Source organism: Paenibacillus sp. FSL K6-3182 (assembly GCF_037976325.1).
Lineage (GTDB): Bacteria > Bacillota > Bacilli > Paenibacillales > Paenibacillaceae > Pristimantibacillus.
In genome coordinates, this window is the sequence record NZ_CP150265.1 from 4,155,153 (window position 1) to 4,171,831 (window position 16,679).

Annotated in this window: 16 protein-coding genes and 1 pseudogene; 2 read left to right on the top strand and 15 right to left on the bottom strand. The window is 38.9% G+C overall.

Going from position 1 to position 16,679, the window contains the following annotated elements:
* Positions 1-109: 109 nt before the first annotated feature.
* A pseudogene (locus MHH56_RS18290) lies at positions 110-441 on the bottom strand (cupin domain-containing protein).
* Between MHH56_RS18290 and MHH56_RS18295 the strand changes: the two are divergent.
* Positions 415-951, top strand: a complete 537-nt coding sequence (locus MHH56_RS18295) for a TetR/AcrR family transcriptional regulator (protein WP_339203008.1) — start codon at positions 415-417, stop codon at positions 949-951. The pseudogene MHH56_RS18290 and the gene MHH56_RS18295 sit on opposite strands and share 27 nt — an antisense overlap.
* 100 nt (positions 952-1,051) lie before the next feature.
* Here MHH56_RS18295 and MHH56_RS18300 read toward each other — a convergent pair whose 3' ends face one another.
* The 12 genes from MHH56_RS18300 to MHH56_RS18355 form a co-directional block, all read right to left on the bottom strand.
* Positions 1,052-1,492 (bottom strand): oxidoreductase, encoded by a 441-nt coding sequence (locus tag MHH56_RS18300; protein ID WP_339203009.1) that lies wholly within the window; start codon positions 1,490-1,492, stop codon positions 1,052-1,054.
* Between the two features lie 105 nt (positions 1,493-1,597).
* A complete protein-coding gene (locus MHH56_RS18305; protein ID WP_339209654.1) occupies positions 1,598-2,257 on the bottom strand; it encodes an HAD hydrolase-like protein in 660 nt (219 codons plus the stop codon).
* 133 nt (positions 2,258-2,390) lie between these two features.
* The gene (locus MHH56_RS18310) at positions 2,391-3,296 is read right to left on the bottom strand and encodes a D-alanine--D-alanine ligase (RefSeq protein ID WP_339203010.1); all 906 of its coding nucleotides are present in this window, start codon (positions 3,294-3,296) and stop codon (positions 2,391-2,393) included.
* Positions 3,293-4,756, bottom strand: a complete 1,464-nt coding sequence (locus MHH56_RS18315) for a PLP-dependent aminotransferase family protein (RefSeq protein WP_339203011.1) — start codon at positions 4,754-4,756, stop codon at positions 3,293-3,295. The genes MHH56_RS18310 and MHH56_RS18315 overlap by 4 nt, the downstream gene beginning before the upstream one ends.
* A gap of 179 nt (positions 4,757-4,935) precedes the next feature.
* A complete protein-coding gene (locus MHH56_RS18320) occupies positions 4,936-5,658 on the bottom strand; it encodes a hypothetical protein (protein WP_339203012.1) in 723 nt (240 codons plus the stop codon).
* A gap of 171 nt (positions 5,659-5,829) precedes the next feature.
* Positions 5,830-7,293 (bottom strand): ABC transporter substrate-binding protein, encoded by a 1,464-nt coding sequence (locus MHH56_RS18325; RefSeq protein ID WP_339203013.1) that lies wholly within the window; start codon positions 7,291-7,293, stop codon positions 5,830-5,832.
* A gap of 66 nt (positions 7,294-7,359) precedes the next feature.
* On the bottom strand, positions 7,360-8,253 hold the full coding sequence (locus tag MHH56_RS18330; RefSeq protein ID WP_339203014.1) for a carbohydrate ABC transporter permease: 894 nt from the start codon (positions 8,251-8,253) through the stop codon (positions 7,360-7,362).
* A gap of 2 nt (positions 8,254-8,255) precedes the next feature.
* A complete protein-coding gene (locus tag MHH56_RS18335; protein ID WP_076265595.1) occupies positions 8,256-9,182 on the bottom strand; it encodes an ABC transporter permease subunit in 927 nt (308 codons plus the stop codon).
* A 7-nt stretch (positions 9,183-9,189) separates the two neighbouring features.
* A complete protein-coding gene (locus MHH56_RS18340) occupies positions 9,190-10,473 on the bottom strand; it encodes a Gfo/Idh/MocA family oxidoreductase (protein ID WP_339203015.1) in 1,284 nt (427 codons plus the stop codon).
* A 48-nt stretch (positions 10,474-10,521) separates the two neighbouring features.
* Entirely contained in the window at positions 10,522-11,607 is a 1,086-nt protein-coding gene (locus tag MHH56_RS18345) for a DUF4832 domain-containing protein (RefSeq protein WP_339203016.1), read from the bottom strand.
* Between the two features lie 4 nt (positions 11,608-11,611).
* Entirely contained in the window at positions 11,612-12,901 is a 1,290-nt protein-coding gene (locus MHH56_RS18350; RefSeq protein ID WP_339203017.1) for a hypothetical protein, read from the bottom strand.
* Positions 12,902-12,916: 15 nt separating this feature from the next.
* Positions 12,917-14,254, bottom strand: coding sequence for a DUF4832 domain-containing protein (locus tag MHH56_RS18355; RefSeq protein ID WP_339203019.1), 1,338 nt, complete (start codon positions 14,252-14,254; stop codon positions 12,917-12,919).
* Positions 14,255-14,590: 336 nt separating this feature from the next.
* Here MHH56_RS18355 and MHH56_RS18360 point away from each other — a divergent pair, with 336 nt between their 5' ends.
* On the top strand, positions 14,591-15,613 hold the full coding sequence (locus MHH56_RS18360) for a LacI family DNA-binding transcriptional regulator (RefSeq protein ID WP_339203020.1): 1,023 nt from the start codon (positions 14,591-14,593) through the stop codon (positions 15,611-15,613).
* 142 nt (positions 15,614-15,755) lie between these two features.
* On the opposite strand, the gene MHH56_RS18365 is transcribed toward MHH56_RS18360, so the two are convergent.
* Together MHH56_RS18365 and MHH56_RS18370 are read right to left on the bottom strand one after the other, a co-directional pair.
* Positions 15,756-16,214 (bottom strand): hypothetical protein, encoded by a 459-nt coding sequence (locus tag MHH56_RS18365; RefSeq protein WP_339203021.1) that lies wholly within the window; start codon positions 16,212-16,214, stop codon positions 15,756-15,758.
* 13 nt (positions 16,215-16,227) lie between these two features.
* Complete coding sequence (locus MHH56_RS18370) at positions 16,228-16,530, bottom strand: hypothetical protein (RefSeq protein ID WP_339203023.1); 303 nt, start codon at positions 16,528-16,530, stop codon at positions 16,228-16,230.
* Between the last annotated feature and the right edge of the window lie 149 nt (positions 16,531-16,679).

Below are 16,679 nucleotides of genomic sequence, written 5' to 3' on the forward strand. Positions count from 1 at the left end.
AGACATGACAAAAAACACCCCTAAAGGTGTTTTTTACTCTTGATGAGCATTATGGAGAACCTTACTCAGAACCTGTGGCTTTCTTGGGTATTCATGAATGTTTTTCTAGTTATTTTAACTTGTTATATTCCTCATCGGTTACGGATTTAAACCATTGAGCAGGGCCCATAGTAGTATCAAGATCAATGGCAAGATGAACAAACCAACTATCTGCTGCAGCACCATGCCAGTGTTTAATATTCGGGGGTATCTCCACGACATCGCCAGCTTGTAATTCCTGTGCTCGTTTTCCTTCTTCCTGAAACCAGCCTCTTCCACCCGTAACCAACAAAATCTGTCCGCTAGGATGGCGCAAGATGCTTGTTATTGTGCAATTATGATTAAGGAAGTTTGGTGATGATAATAATGCCAGTCATGGATAGAAGAGTTCTCAAGTCTCAAGAAGCAATTAAAACTGCTTTTATTGAACTGATGTCTGAAAAAAACTTTAATGAAATTACGATTCAAGATATTTCCGACAAAGCAAATGTAGGTCGAAGAACAATATACCATCATTATTTAGATAAGTTTGATCTACTGGACAAACTGATTGAAGAACATATAAACGAACTAAGGAAAATCTGCAAGGCATCATCAGAATTAGATTTCGTGGCAGCAAATTTAATTATGTTCGACTATTTCGAACGTAATTTTTCTTTCTTTTCGACCATGTTAGCAAGCAGCGGTGCCTCAACATTCCGAACTCGACTCCTTGAATTACTCATTGAAGAATTAGAAAATGACGTAGATATAACTCAAGGAATAAATAAAGGTTTGAATAAAGATATTATTCTTAATTTTTTTGGTACTGCTATCGTTGGAATAATGGAATCGTATATTACGAATGGAATACCTGAATCGCCGAAAGTTATGGCAGAACAATTGGGGATATTATTAGAGAGGAATTTATAAAAGAAAAGAATGCACTGCCGTTAATATTACTAAATAATGAAATAAGCAAGCTACCGTAGAGCCTGCTCATTAATGTACATCATTTAACTAGACTTCACCGTTAGCGTAATCGACCTATCTCAAAAGCTTTTTCTATTGTAGATTTGTAATTATCCCATTCAAAGTGGAAAGGCCCGATATTTAGCAATAGATTATTATGTTCTAAATAAAAATTACTCCATTCAACAATATCTGCTTCTTTATCTATAGCTACAGAAATATAACCACAGTCCAAATCACCACATTGAGGACAAATCATTATGGGATACCTATGATACTTATAATCAAAGGGATATTTAAATAAATAGTAATCAGTTATAAGCTTTTGTTGGTCAGCATTCCCATAGCCAAAAGCAGGTACTAAGTCATATTCTTTTAGCCTTTGATACAAGGACACTGAATCAATGACCAAGTCAGCAAACACTGTGTTGTTCTCTTGTTTTAAACCTACTTCACCGTATCTGCTCGTTAATCTTGTCTCTAGAAAATTTGTTCTAGTCATGACTCCTCCATTATAAACGTTAAAGTACTTATTAATTGGTTGAGCAAACGGCAACCATCATGTCAGCCGCCGTTTTTAAGCAATCGTTATCCATTAAATAAATACCTATTTTTTTAACTGTGACACTATTGTTTTCAGCTCAATTAAGTCATCAATAACTATATCTGCCTGAGAGAGTTCGTCTTCTTGTGCAAAATCAAAGTTGCATCCAATAGCGACTAAACCATTATCTTTGGCTGCATTTATATCCGATAGACGATCTCCTACTACAGCTGCGTTGGTAATACCGTATTTTTCAATAATGCTTTTAACTAAATCTGATTTATTTAGCGATTCAATTTGTTGAATACTAAACGTTTCTGTTATCCAATTATCCAAATGATAATAACTCACGATTGCTTTTAAATAATCCGTTAGACCATTGCTAGCTATGTATATTGAAAAACCATTGTCTTTTAGATAACTAAAAACTTCTTTTACATTAGGATATAAAGCACCATTCCCGCTTCTAATGTTTTCAATTAATCGTTCTAGAAAGTATGCATCCGTTTGTTCTCTTATTTCTTTGGAATGATTGGGCAACAGAGTTTCCCAAACCTTTGGTAAAGGGATACCCATAATTTCGCGGTATTTATCAATAGGTGTTGCTGTATCCCATTCATTTATTGCTCTTAACTGATTAAACGCATCTTCAAGTGATATTTCTAATATTTTATTTGTTTGAAATAGTGTTCCGTCCATATCAAAGATAAGTGATAGTGACATTTCTTCCTCTCCCTTTATAAAATACATGATCATTCCCACTTTAACACAAATCATTGAGGTTAACTGCTCAAAAACAGTACGAGGCTGCCGATTCATACCGGCAGCCTCGTTCATTTCATGCTATAGTTACCCATTAATTCTTTCTTTCCATTAATGAATATTCAATAATCTGATCCAACAGTTGACTGAATGAAATTCCCGCAGCTTTGGCGCTTTTGGGCAGAAGGCTATTTTTCGTCAAACCAGGTAATGTGTTCACTTCCATTACATAAGGAATTCCATCTTTAATAATCATGTCGATTCGGGCGTAAACGCTGCATTTTAATGTCTTGTAACAGCCGAGTGCAGAAGCACGAACCCGTTCAAAAATCTCAGGAGGCAGCTGGATCACTTGTTCATCGGCTCCACCGTCATCATACTTGGAAGAATAATCAAAAAATTCAGATTGAGACCGAATAGCGATGATGGGAAGAAGTTTACCGTTTAAAATGGAGCAGGTTATTTCCTCACCTTCGATATATTGCTCGATCAATACTTCATTATCCCATCGAAAGGTTTCTAGTACCTCATCAACCAACGTTTCTTTGTTCTTTAATATTTTGACTCCTAAACTCGATCCGCCTGAATTTGGCTTCACTATAACCGGATACCCCAGACGTTCGACATCTTCAATACTTAATTCATCTGCACCATTCAAATGTATCCAGTCAGGAGTATGGATGCCTTCATTACGAAAAAGCTTTTTGGAAATATTTTTATCCATGCTCAAGCTGCTCGATAAAACACCGCAGCCGGTATAAGGAACGCCAAGTGTTTCAAGCGCTCCTTGAATCGTTCCATCTTCACCAAACTTCCCATGAAGCGCAAGCAGAGCTACATCAATATTTTTCACTTTTTCAATGAGTTCATCTTTTCGATTGATTTCAATCGGATACAACTCATATTTTTCTCTATCCAAATTAGCAATCATTTCGCGTCCAGTCATAAGGGATACTTCTTTTTCTGATGAAATACCCCCCATTATCACTCCAACTCTCATGGCTGTCTCTCCTTCATCATTTGTTTAGCCGTATCACCTATAATTTGAATCCCTTTTATGATGTCCTCATCTGCTACTCGTGAGAAACCAAGCCGCATCGTATGATGACCTTTATTATCTGTAAAAAAAAAGTTGCCCGGAGTAAATATGACTCCTTTGTGGCGACAGTATTCTAATAAGTCATTGGTATCAAAGTTGTCTTCGAATTCAATAAAAACATGAAGCCCTCCGTCGCCTGAAAGGCGTTTTAACGGAATAAACGCTTTACAGCACCGAATGACTAATTCACATTTTCGTTTATATTCAGATTTGGCTTTCTTCAAATATTTCTCGAAGTTGCCATTATGAAGATATTGATAAAGCAAGGATTGATCTAACGTGGAGGTGTGAATGCTTCGCGCACGCTTTACACTTTCCAGATAATAAATGAGCTCTTTCTCAGCCAAGACCCATCCAACCCGGAGGCCGGGGAAAAGGATTTTCGAAAAACTGCCTAGATAGATGACACTATTTCCATTTCCGTTACATGCAAGTAAAGGGGCAATGTGGTCTCCTGAAAACCTTAGTTCCTCGTTGAACCCATCTTCAATAAGCGGGACTTGATATTTATGGAGCAGCTTGATGACTTCCATTCGTTTATGGGGAGACATCACAATACCCGTTGGATTATGATAAGAAGGTACAAGATAGGTTAAATCAAACAATCGTTCTGACAATGCTCTCTCCAGCTCCACAAGATTAATCCCGTCTTGCTCCATTTCGATACCCTCAATATCAAATCCATGCATCTTAAACAGTTTAATTGCCGCATGATGGGTAGGGTTCTCGCAAAGAACACGGCCATGTTTCTTAATCAAAGCCGATAAAATGAGGTCTAACCCTTCTGTAAAACCGTTCGTAATCAGAATATCCTTACCCTCTAGATTTACCCCTTTATTCTCCATATATCGAAGTAAATATTCCATTAAAGGCTTGTAGCCTTGTGCATATCCATAGTTTAAGATGATTTCACCCTCTATGGACATCCGATCTAAAAAAGCTCGTTTGACATTATCGAGATCAAACAGTTTCCCATCCGGTGCGATACTTGTAAAATTGATTTCTCCTGTGCTCGAACGTATCCCGTGCTTGCTAAGATCCATTTCTTCAGCAATCTTCGCTTGCTTGCTAATATTTTGCTTCCAATCAAGCTGCCATGAAGGGTCAGTTGCTGACTCACCTAATTTTTGAGCAACAAAGCTCCCTTTTCCTTTATCTACATACACAAAACCTTCGTCTTTCAAATCTGCGTATGCACTAACTACCGTATTTCTACTGACATTCAGCATAGAACTGAGTTCGCGCGTGGACGGTAGCTTCTGATTCGCTTGCAATACTCCTAAAGTAATTAAGCTTTTCATGTATTCTTTTACTTGGGTATAGGCAGGGCTGTCATCCGTCAAATTGAATTCAGTAAACATCCAATCCCCCCTAGAAATATAATGACATACATTTATCGATAAAATAAGATCCACGATGTCTGATTTTCAGCCTACCTGTGGATATGTAACACACTTGGGCGAATATATAACCCATTAGAAATATCAACAATCGCGCTCAAATGACAGGGACGATACTTCCCCATAACGCAACGTTCATTTTAATCTCCTTTAATAAGCTTCCATACCTTTTTTGAATAAACTAACCAAACCTTGTAATCCCTAATTTCTTTTCTAAAATCGTATACGCTGTCCATATCAATGTCATGACCAATAAAGGTTACCGGTATTCTTAATTCAGCTTTACTTTTTTGAATTTTTGACAAGTCAATCAATAATCCATCTCTTGTCCATTCTAAAAGAAGCGATGATATGTCCTTTGGAATATCCTGAACTTTTCTACCGGCTAGCTTATGAAGCTTAAAAGTAATCACTTTAGCTAAAAGAACTTCATAGTCATATAAGTCGCTAACATAAAGCTTGTTAAACCAGCCATCATCATGTGCAAAATAAGCAAACCTCAGCTTTGGTAAATGATGCAATGGCTCACCCATATGGCCAAAAAACAATAATTCAGCGATTTGATTGTTGCTTAAAGCATTTAAATCCTCTTCTTTGGAGAAATCTACCCAACAAAAATCTCCATAGTGGTACACGTTTTCTTCAATTAATTCATCCAATCCTTGCTGCAAAACATAATGAAGTCTAGAATGCCGATTCGTCTGTACGTTATGAAAATCATGTTTAAGAAGTATAAGGTTCTCCGGCCTATGATGTACACAGTTCATAAATTCATGAAATTCGATTCCATAGGAGCAAAAATAATTTTTTTCATGCTCGCCGCTCACATATATTAAATCCCTAATATGCTTACTTTTCTTCATTAAACATTCCCCTCAAAAGGAAAGATTGGTTCCTATTTCTATAGTACTACATCCTGCATAGGGCGTTATGCAAAACAACGCAAAAACCCCGACCTCTTTTAGGTCGGGGTTTTCACATAACTTATTTTTACTCCTATGCCAATACTATGAACTTGAAAATATAATATCTCTTTATTTACTAGCCAAAAACTCATCCAACTGGCGTTGAATCTCAGCTACGTAATCATCAATCCCTGCTGCTTTTAGCTTCTTAATCGCTTTCGGATATTCCGTTTCAAAATCGACAAAGCCTGAACGTATAGCTGCTAAGTCCTTGCCTGCTACTTCTTTTAGCGCAGTCTCAATCAATTTTACTTTCTCATTATTAAATCGGAAGCCGAGTGAAGCGGAAGTTACTGCCTCGTCATCCCACGTCTTATAATGATCAATTGATTCTTGTGCTACGTCTGGTCCAAACAATTGATAATTCTGGTTTCTAAACATCCATTCATAGAAAAACTCATTTGCAGTCAGCTTTTTGATTCTTCCATCTACAATCTCATAATCTTTGCCTTCAACGCCATAGAGCGCTAATTGATAATTTTCTTTGGATTTATAAATCCAGTTCACGAATTTTATCGCACCCTCTGGATTAGGAGCCGTTACCGGAACGCCAAGAACTTCTCCTCCTGTTGCAGTAATATAACGAGGTTTCTCAGGTGCCAGAAGATAAGTTTTCACTCTAGCATCAGGTGCATTTGCTTTTATTGCATCTATAATTTCCATTTCTTTGCCTAACGAGCCTTCAACCCATAAGTATAGACCTGTCTGCATGCGAGAATCCCGTTCATTGTATTTGATAGTCAGATCCTCTGAATAAAGCCCTGCATCATACATACTGCGGTTAAATTTCGCTACTTTTTGGAAAGCTTCTGATTCATAATAGCTATGTGCTTTTTTGCTGTCTTCGCCAAATACGATTAAATCTTCTACTGCAATAAAGTTATACTGCTCTTCTGTAAAATATCTGGTGAGAGGTTTAAAGACAATATCAGCTGGCCCTTTCATTTCCGGAAACTGTTTTTTCGCTTTGGTAGCAAAATCTTTTAAATCTTCAGCTGTTTTTATTTCGTTCATACCAACAGCCTCTAGTATATCCTGACGAACAGCTACCAGTTGATACATGGCTGATGACGGAGCATACGCCGATGGAATACCATGAATTTTGCCGTCAATTACCGCACCCTGAAACTGTTCCATCGGCAGCACTTTGAGCATATCCTGGCCATATTGCTTAATTAGATCATCCAATGGCATGCTTTGCTTCTTATTCACAATGGTAGAAAGGTCGGGAAGGCCATCCCAATAAAGATCAATCGGTTCATTTGCAGCGAGCATAATATCTTTTTGCTCCCAGTACTGAGCCCATGGCACAAAAATAACTTTCAACTTTAATCCGAGATCGGCTGCCATTTTCTCTGAAAATTCATTTCCAAGAAATTCAGTCATACGATCACTTTCGTCCCCCGGGTACAAGATGGTGAGTGTTTCGAGCTTCCCCTTTCCTCCAACCTCTTCCTTGTTGCTACACGCTGCTAGTATTGAAGTAGAAACTAGCATTAAAACCAAAAAGATAAGCATTTTACTGGATTTCATTGATAACCCTCCCTATTTAATGGTTAATGTATGTTAGGCCTAGATAGGCTACAAACCATATATCGTTTATTCCTTTACTGCGCCCGCCATAATGCCATGAACGAAATACTTTTGTATAAAGGGAAATAGGAAAATAATAGGACCAATTGTGATAACGGTAATTGCCATCTTTACTGTTTCTGCAGGCAGCGTTATGTTGCCGGAAGCCCCAGAGGGAATACGGCCGGAGCTGATCGCATTTACATTGGATAGAATGTTGTAGAGATAATATTGCAGCGGAAATAGATCCTTATCGTTGATGAAGATGAGTGCATTCCACCAATCATTCCAATAATTCAGCGCATACATTAATCCCACTGTGAGCAGAGCAGTCTTGCTTAAAGGAAGAGCTACTTTCAAATAAATGGTAAAATAATTAGCTCCATCCATCTCCGCCGCTTCATATAAAGACGGTGAAATGCTAGAAAAATACGTTCGCAGCAAAAACATATTCCATACGCTAAAAATAGAAGGAAGGATTAACGCTAAAATACTATTTTTCAAACCGTAATAATTCACGCTAACCATATACCACGGAATCAAGCCGGCCGAGAAAATAATCGTAAAGTTGCTAATGAATGCGATAATATTGCGATATCTCAGCTTTTTTACGGATATCGAGAATGCAATCATACTTGTAATCAGCAATGCGCTTACCGTACCAATTACAGTTACAAAGATGGTTACGCCATAAGATTTCAATATCTTCATGCCACTATTCACATAGATATATTTATACGTATCCAAACTTGGACTCAGCGGGATAATGGAATAACCATTTTTGACAATGGCCTGCTCAGATGAGAAGGAAACACTTAAGGTCAATACAAGCGGGTATAAACATACGAGTGCAAATAAGCCAATAAAACAGTACGCCAAGCTCTTTACGAGTCTATCCCCAAGCAATCGATTAGTTTCCATTATTAAAATAGACCCTCTCCATCGTTTATTTTCTTAGCCGATTTGTTAGCTGCAGAGATTAGAATTAATCCCATTAGAGACTGAAATAATCCGATTGCAGTCGAATAAGAAAAGCCCAACGTACGCATAGACTGGTAAACATAGGTATCAATTACGGTAACCTCGTCAATGAGTACAGGGTTATTACCGACAATGCCGTATATCATACCAAAGTCGCCATAAAAGATCCGTCCAACACTTAGTAATGTCAAGACAATGATCGTTGGTTTTAGCATAGGAATCGTTAAGAAAACAATGCGCTGCAGCTTATTCGCGCCATCTACTTTCGCTGCTTCATACAAGCTCCCATCAAAGTTAGCCATTGCAGCCATGTAAAGAATAGAGCTATACCCGCTCCACTTCCAAACACTCGATAGAATAATGATCCATTTCCAATACTTCGGTTCTGAATACCATCTAATCGGATCTGCCCCAAAAAATTCCAAAATATTGTTGGCAACACCTACATCCGTTGAGAAGATCCCGTACAGAATAGCGCCCACTACAACCCACGATATAAAATAGGGAAAAAACATCATGCTTTGAGCAATCCGTTTAAACGATTTATTCCGTATCTCGTTTAAAAAAACAGCGATACTGACTGGAACAATAATGCCTAAAATGAGGCTGAAAAAGTTGATGTATAAGGTGTTATAGGTAACCTTCCAGCCCATGCTATTTTTAGAGAAAAAGTAAGTGAAGTTATCAAGACCAACAAATTTACTGCCAAATATGCCGTCAACTACATTAAAGTCGGTAAATGCCATCCATATTCCTGCAAAAGGGATGTAGCTGAACATGATTAATACAACAAGCGCAGGCACGCACATGAGATACAATATTCTGTTTTTCTTTATCTCATATAAGAAACCTTTCACAACTGAACTCATTACATCACTACCTTTGCATCGTTATCGAGCGGCTATCGCGTAATGTTTCTTGCAGCTCTTCCTTTAAATGATCGATATCAATTACCGTACCTGTAACCCTTGCTCTCTCAGCTGCATAGGCCATAATGTGACTTTCTACTGATCTATCAATGGAAGATCTGCTGTTGCTGTCCTCATTTACTAAATTGTCCAAGAAATCAATCATCAGTCCTGTATCCCCGCCATTATGTCCGCCATTCATGGCAGCTGGCCGGATCACGGTGTGCTCATATTGTTCAGACATATTGGATGTGAACCGCGTTACTTCAATGATATTTAAGCTGTCATCACCTCTAATTTCTCCATGCTCGCACATAATTTTAAGCGTACGATACATCTTATTGGTAAAACCACTTAAATTAAAGGTGACCGTTACGCCGTTTTTGAACTCAATAATGGATGCTTGATGGTCACAAACATTATTATCAGACCGATAAACACAGCGTCCATAAGGGCTTGTTTCCAAAGCTTTCAATAATCCCTCTTCGGTCTGATCCACCGAAATCGTTGTAGCCGGCCATTGGCCTCTGATTGGAAGATAAGCCTTTCTGGCATCGAAGCGGCAATCTGCGGCAACTTTACAGTCTAGGCATCGATCAGCGCTATTAGCTGGTGCATTCTCTTCTTTAAAATAAGTCAGGTCTCCATAGGAAGAAATCCGCTTCGCATCACTGTCCACAAGCCATGCCAATATATCCATATCATGACAGGATTTCTGCATAATAATTGGGCTCGCTAGGTCGCTGTTTCTCCAATTCCCCCTTACAAAAGAATGAGCCATATGATAATTTCCGACGTTTTCATTATGCTGAATGGTTATGATCTTTCCCAACTCATTGCTATCAATAATTTTTTTTATTTCTGCGAAAAAATTTGTATATCGGAGCACATGACAAACGATAACTTTGCGACCTTTTTCATTCGCTTTTTGTTGTATTCTTAAACATTCCTCCGGACTTGGCGAAATTGGTTTTTCCAACAGAATGTCATAACCAAGATCAAGCGCTTCCATCGTTTGCGTATAATGGTCTCTGTCCATCGAAGAAATAATAAGAGCGTCGCAAATTTTTCCCAATCGATAAAATTCATCTACAGATTGAAATTGTTTCTCCAGAGGGATGCCGAACTGATCGGCTGCTACCTTTCTTCTATTGTCATTTGGTTCAACTACCGCAACAATTTCTACTGTTTTGCTTGCGTATTCTGAATAAATCATGCCTCTTTGCCCTGCTCCGATTAATGCAAGTTTCAAATCAACTACCTCCAGCGTATGAGTTTTTATCCAAGATGCACTCTATTTCTATTCCGGCAATTTAGGATCTTCCAATGGATAATATCCTTCGGGATAATAGGTATCCCATATATTCAAAAGAGGATCTTCACTTGTGATTTCAACGTTCACAGTACCTGCCTCGTAATAACCGTCCTGCACGTTGCTTTGTATATTCAGATTGATGAATGTTCGGTCTTCGAAAAACAAGCCAAAGCTTAATGTATAATTTCCCGGCGGCATATCCGGCAATTGTATAATCTCGTTATGGACAAGATCCCCCGTTAACCATGACTCCGTTGCAGCATGGATGGGAATTTCATACGATACCTCCCCTTGCACTAATTTCACCCACAAACGAAATTCACGGTAATTTCTTGAAGTCCCTGTGTTAACAAACCAGAACCGAAGCGGTAAGCTGCCCCCACTAGAAACGTTCTCTGGATATGTCAATCTTCGTAGAGTAAGGTCATATCCAAGCTCTATTTCCAAATTAGAAAGGCTTGCATGCCATCGATGCGCCTCACGCCTACTATTAGGACCGCATACATTATCGGTAAAATGCAGGACGACCGGATAACTCTTCCATACCTGCTGCAGCTTCTGTTTGGCAAATGCTTCACAGCATGTTATCCAGTTATCTTCACTGCAATTTACGATCAACCCAAACCCACGGCCATGTTCCCTTAAGTATTGAATTAGTTTTGCATTGTGCAGATCAGCAAGAAGCGTCGTGGCTTCAAGTGAATCCGTATAGGCATTCCATTCTTCCTTACCGTCAGCGAGTGTCGATATAACAACTCCTTCGACTCGACTATCTGAATCTATATAACTCCCAACTTTTCTTATAAAAGCCGCAAAACATTCAACTTCATGACCTTTCACCCATATAGGTAAGTCCGGTTTGATCATAAGTATTGGATTTGTTGCTGTGTTAAGTGCTGCCTTCACCTGTTCGAGTTTGTATTCCCCTCTAGTAGGTTCTAGTTCATTCCATGAATAAGAAACATATTGAAAAACACCATTTCTTGATTGAGCGTCATTACTCGGTAATGGATAAGGCCGAAATTTTACGGTTTTATACTTCTCGTAGTTTTCAAGCGAATATTTCCCCATCCCATTACCTCCTCTGTAAATGGCAATCAACGGTATTAAAGAATTGATCAATATCCGCATCTGAAATATAGGGCATATTTCCAATCTGTTCGATTTCTTCCTTCAAAACAATCATACTTAATGTGTTAAATCGCGCTCCCGTCTTCATATAAGCTGCAGCAGCTCTTTGCAACGAGGTTTTGTATTGGACATCGTTCTGGACAGGATCTGCCTCCCGATCGCCAAAGGCTTCATAACGCAGCATGCTGTCCCCTTCAAATGTGGGATAATTATAAAACTGCCTTTGAACCAATACGATATTGCTTTTTTCATTGTCCAATATCAGTGATAATCTCGTATCATATAGCCAGCTTGCGCTCCAGAAGCCTTTTATAGCTAACTCCGGAAAATAGTTAGCATATAATTCAATTGCGAGTGACATCGAATGTTTCAGCCTTTCGGGTGTATAGCCAGGTCCAGATGGAATATGCAGCGCTAATAGGGTATCTCCTCTCTGAAGAACCGGTTCCCATTCCTTCTTTGCTATAGAAGTTGGTTCTCTTTCAACGTAGCCCATTGGATTTATCCGATTAGCGATAATGTGATCAGCATTTTCCTCCCATTTCGATGTGAAATATCCCCCAGGATCAAATACACCATTGATTCCATTCCTTTGCCCATCGCTGCGAAACTCTTCTCCCGCATGTCGAAGTGCAATAACCTCTTGCGTGTGAACATGACGATGCATAGTAAAAGGATCTTCAAATCGATAAGGTATAAAGAGAAATCGATCTAATCGAAATATTGAACAAGTATAAAAATTCAAATCCCACGGAAAGTCACGGACTTTAGAATCACCATATGCCACTAATTTTTCCAACTGAGCTTTAAGTGGCTGATGAGGGATATTCTCGTAATATGGTTTAGGAATTCCGCGCTTTTCCACTATTTCCATAGAAGGGACAACACAAGCAAGCAGCAAAAGAAAGGAATATAAATCACCATATTGCTTCATACATCCCGGAGTCATATTCGTATAAAAATCTTCATCACAGCGATTGCGCAACGAGCACATGTCATCTACTAAAAAGGCCGTGAATAGAAATAATATTTCATCCTTTTCTATCGCTTCAATTCCCCCAACCAGCCACTGTTTGGTATGCTCGGGAAGTTGATATTGCTCAAAAATTTCAATTAAAAACTTACGTGGAATGAGTATAGTCTTGTTACTCGGTTCGTAGCTTTTATATTTGTCTTCTAAACCTTCTGGAAGATAATCAAAATTGCAGTACGCAGCAGCCGTTTTAAAATCCAACCGTATCGACATTCGTTACTGATCCCCTTTTATTAAAAGTTTTCCCATCTCGTAATAGCCGTCCGTATTTCCTTCAATCGCCAGCTTAACATTTCCAATCTCTTGCACACCTGTTTCTATGCCAATTTCTAAACGATACTCTCCTGCTGGCACATCGCTCGGAATCGAAAAACTCTCTTCCCAAGCAATATCTTCGTCCGGCAGCCATTCTCTTATATCTTCTCTGCTATAAAGTGTATATGTCTGATTATTGCTTGTTAGCTTCAATACAAGCGGATAGCGATTATAAATAGGTGCGACCCCAACATTAGCCCACAAAGCAGCAACATCTAGATTCCCGCCTGACTCAACTTCAGCATCATAAGTGAACTTTCTTAATTCAAAGCGGTAGCCCATCTTGTTTAGCCACTGCTTCACATGATCTTTCCACGGCTCCGGTACGATTGTCCCTTTGTTGTTGAATGAAGAAATATGCCATTTGAGCGTTTCTTGAATAATGTAATCAATATCCCAGCCCTGAATATACCAGTCATTCATATGCCAGCATGCTTCAAATAAAATCGGAGCTTTCTCCCATGCATTTTCCATTTTAAAGTTCTGTATATTCTGAGGGTAAAAGTCGGTCATATGAGACCATCGTTTGCCATGAAAACCGCCCATATCGCCTAGACAATCGACACGAAAGCCTACTTTGGCTTTACGATCCGTTATGATCTTCATTGAAAGTGGATCATGTAAAAGCGCTTGCAAAGGTGTTATTTTAAAACCATCCAAATAAGCATCTGTAATACGTTGAATGGCCTCTGGCTCTAAAAATTCCGTGCCTCCGCCTTCCCCCCATGCTCCTACAATCGTCAAATCTATAGAGCTTATAACGGGATGCCCGTCATACTTCTTTGCAAAAGCTTTTATAAAATCAGACCAATACTCCACATACCTCGTTGTCTCAGGATCTACTCTCCAAAAAGGAAAATCGGGCTCCTCCGGACTTTCCGCTCGAAACCATTCCGGTATATCATCTTCTTCACTTAGTGCATATGGCGAACAACGTACCACCGCAGTACATCCCATGGATTTGGCATACTCTAGCTTTTCCTCAAGCACTTCCCACCTGAAAACACCTTTTGCAATTTCTATATCCCTCCAGCGAGCACTGCAGAAATAGACTTTGCTATCCGGATGATTGTATGTCCTGCTGTCTTGCGTAAATTTATATTTCTCTTTCTTTTCCCCTCTATTGTCAAACACATCACCGATGTCATCCATTAAACCAGGTGCTGAAGTAAAACCAATGCCAGGATTGCTTAGTAAGCTATCCACGATTACCGGGTACACGGTCATCGCTTTATTCATGTCTCATCATCTCCTCACTAGGTATTCTCTTTAAATAAACAACATTTGCTTTTTTGTTACGTTGTGTGTTACGTTATATATGTGGTTTGTTTAGTAATCTTATGGTGCAATTATAACATTTCTAACCAATCCTGCAAGAGGAAATTACATCGTTCTCAAATAAAATTTAATGTGAGACTACGCATCATTCGTATGTTACTATATAGTTTAGTAGGCATACATACAGACAAATCGGTATGAACGTAATTTTCACGCAACAAAACATAAAGCGCTAATGACGAATCACAACGTAACATAACGATCATTAGCATTTTCAAAAGGAGACTATGCATAGCTATGAGTACGATTAGGGATGTTGCAAAATTAGCGAATGTGTCCACGGCTACCGTATCTAGAGTTTTAAATAATGATACGAAGTATAAAATCACAGATGAAACACGAGAAAGAGTCTGGCAGGCCGTTACACAGCTTAACTATAAAATTACTGATAGCCCCAAGCATCAAGCAGCAACGAAGGATCATTCGGCAAACAAAGCTCAAGTCAAAATAGGGTGCGTATTAAGTGTGACAAAAAACAAGTATAACGATCCTTATTTCATGTCTATATTATCCGGTGTAGAAAAGAGATTGCTTCAATCAGGTTATAATATTGCCTTTATTCGAACAGGTCCTGAATTAGATGATAAGAAGATATTGTTTAACACGTTTAGTGAATCGATTACAGGCCTTATCCTAATGGAATCCTTAAATAGCGAAACATATGAATATGTTCGCAAGCAGGTACCTCATATTGTTGGTATCGATACAGAACGCTGGGATATTGATAATGTAGGTTATGACCATTACAATGTTGCTTCTCTAGCCGTTAGCCATCTTATTGAAAAAGGACATACGAATATTGGCTATATAGGTGGAAGCGGTTTAAAAAGCAATTTAAAAGAGAGCCGGCGCTATCAAGGGTACTATTCCACCATGCATGCCGCTGGAATGAGTGTTAATCCCGAATGGCTTATTGATTGCATGTGGGATGAGGTTGTCTGTATCGATAAAGTCAATCATTTATGCCAAACAAACAACTTGCCTACAGCCTTCTTTGCAGCCAGTGATTTGATGGCTATGGCAACCCTTAACAGCTTATATAACAACGGGATCTCTGTGCCTGATGAAGTGGCTGTTATCGGCCTATCCAACATTGAAGTATCCAAATACTCCAATCCTCCTCTATCAACCATTGATGTGCCGACCGAGGAAATTGGGATGGTCGCCGTTGACTTATTATTAGAACGAATGAATGGGAATAGCTTGCTGCCGAAGAAGGTTATTTTACCTACACATTTGGTCGTTCGCAGCTCTACTTAAGCATTTCACATTAGAAAGACCAAAAGCAGCCCCTCCTCTAACGAGGAAGAGCTGCTTTTTGGCGTTTTCACAATTGCTGCATCAATACTAAAAAAGTCTAATTCGATACAAATCAATATGGCTGTATTTATTTAAATGCTTATTAATTGGACGGAATGATGCGAATATCCTTATCCAAATTGGCAAGCATCATATAATTGTGATTGAAAGTAAAGATACGTTTTACCTGATAATAGGACATCGTCACAGCGGTTAATGCTTCGCTGAGAGAGAATCGGAGCTCAGGCCTGTCGATAAGCAATCTACGTGATTCCCCCTCAAACTCAGGGCCGCTGGAGATGACCGCCAGCTTGCCTTTACTGACTGCCTTATCAATCGCATTAAGAAAATATTCTGCCTGCTGATAGCTGTATTCATTGCGAAGCCATTCGTGAAGATCAAATAAAATAGAGTTGGTTGTTACATAATTACGTTCAAGATCATGCAAATCCAAAAACAGGGAACGAGCTTTCACATAATGAGGGTCCTCTGGGTTCATCAATGCAGCAAAAGCTGTTTCATCCAAAAATATTGTATCTTGTACATTTAAGTGGTTATCCATCTGTCAGCACTCCTTAATCCTCTAATTTGCAAATACCATCCAAATACAAAAGCGGGTTATCTTCCTTCTGGCCCGTCGTGATCGGAGCTATTTCGTATGGAGCGCTTGCCAAGTATTGGACTAAGATTCCATCGATAATCGCTTGCACGGTCGTATGCTGCTTATCGGCGATTGCTTTCAGCTCAACATAATGTTGTGGATTGAGTTCTATAATAGCTTTTTCTTCTTCTTCACTTCTTGAAGAAATAAGCTCGGAAGCGGTAGACTTCGCTTTTTCGAATTGATTTTGAATGAAGCGTTTGTAATTATTCACCATCGTTATTCACTCCTTATGTATTGCTTTTATAAGGTTTCGTCGCGTTTTATTGAATTCAGGGGGGCGTGTAAATGAGAAAATCTTAACAAGATTATCCTATTCATGCTGTGCTAGAATAAACGCTCAATGCCATCCAATCATTACCTATC

Bases quoted from the DNA above. Each gene is read 5' to 3' on its own strand.
- MHH56_RS18295 (WP_339203008.1), top strand. From the start codon at position 415: ATGGATAGAAGAGTTCTCAAGTCTCAAGAAGCAATTAAAACTGCTTTT.
- MHH56_RS18300 (WP_339203009.1), bottom strand. From the start codon at position 1,492: ATGACTAGAACAAATTTTCTAGAGACAAGATTAACGAGCAGATACGGT.
- MHH56_RS18305 (WP_339209654.1), bottom strand. From the start codon at position 2,257: ATGTCACTATCACTTATCTTTGATATGGACGGAACACTATTTCAAACA.
- MHH56_RS18310 (WP_339203010.1), bottom strand. From the start codon at position 3,296: ATGAGAGTTGGAGTGATAATGGGGGGTATTTCATCAGAAAAAGAAGTA.
- MHH56_RS18315 (WP_339203011.1), bottom strand. From the start codon at position 4,756: ATGTTTACTGAATTCAATTTGACGGATGACAGCCCTGCCTATACCCAA.
- MHH56_RS18320 (WP_339203012.1), bottom strand. From the start codon at position 5,658: ATGAAGAAAAGTAAGCATATTAGGGATTTAATATATGTGAGCGGCGAG.
- MHH56_RS18325 (WP_339203013.1), bottom strand. From the start codon at position 7,293: ATGAAATCCAGTAAAATGCTTATCTTTTTGGTTTTAATGCTAGTTTCT.
- MHH56_RS18330 (WP_339203014.1), bottom strand. From the start codon at position 8,253: ATGGAAACTAATCGATTGCTTGGGGATAGACTCGTAAAGAGCTTGGCG.
- MHH56_RS18335 (WP_076265595.1), bottom strand. From the start codon at position 9,182: ATGAGTTCAGTTGTGAAAGGTTTCTTATATGAGATAAAGAAAAACAGA.
- MHH56_RS18345 (WP_339203016.1), bottom strand. From the start codon at position 11,607: ATGGGGAAATATTCGCTTGAAAACTACGAGAAGTATAAAACCGTAAAA.
- MHH56_RS18355 (WP_339203019.1), bottom strand. From the start codon at position 14,254: ATGAATAAAGCGATGACCGTGTACCCGGTAATCGTGGATAGCTTACTA.
- MHH56_RS18360 (WP_339203020.1), top strand. From the start codon at position 14,591: ATGAGTACGATTAGGGATGTTGCAAAATTAGCGAATGTGTCCACGGCT.
- MHH56_RS18365 (WP_339203021.1), bottom strand. From the start codon at position 16,214: ATGGATAACCACTTAAATGTACAAGATACAATATTTTTGGATGAAACA.
- MHH56_RS18370 (WP_339203023.1), bottom strand. From the start codon at position 16,530: ATGGTGAATAATTACAAACGCTTCATTCAAAATCAATTCGAAAAAGCG.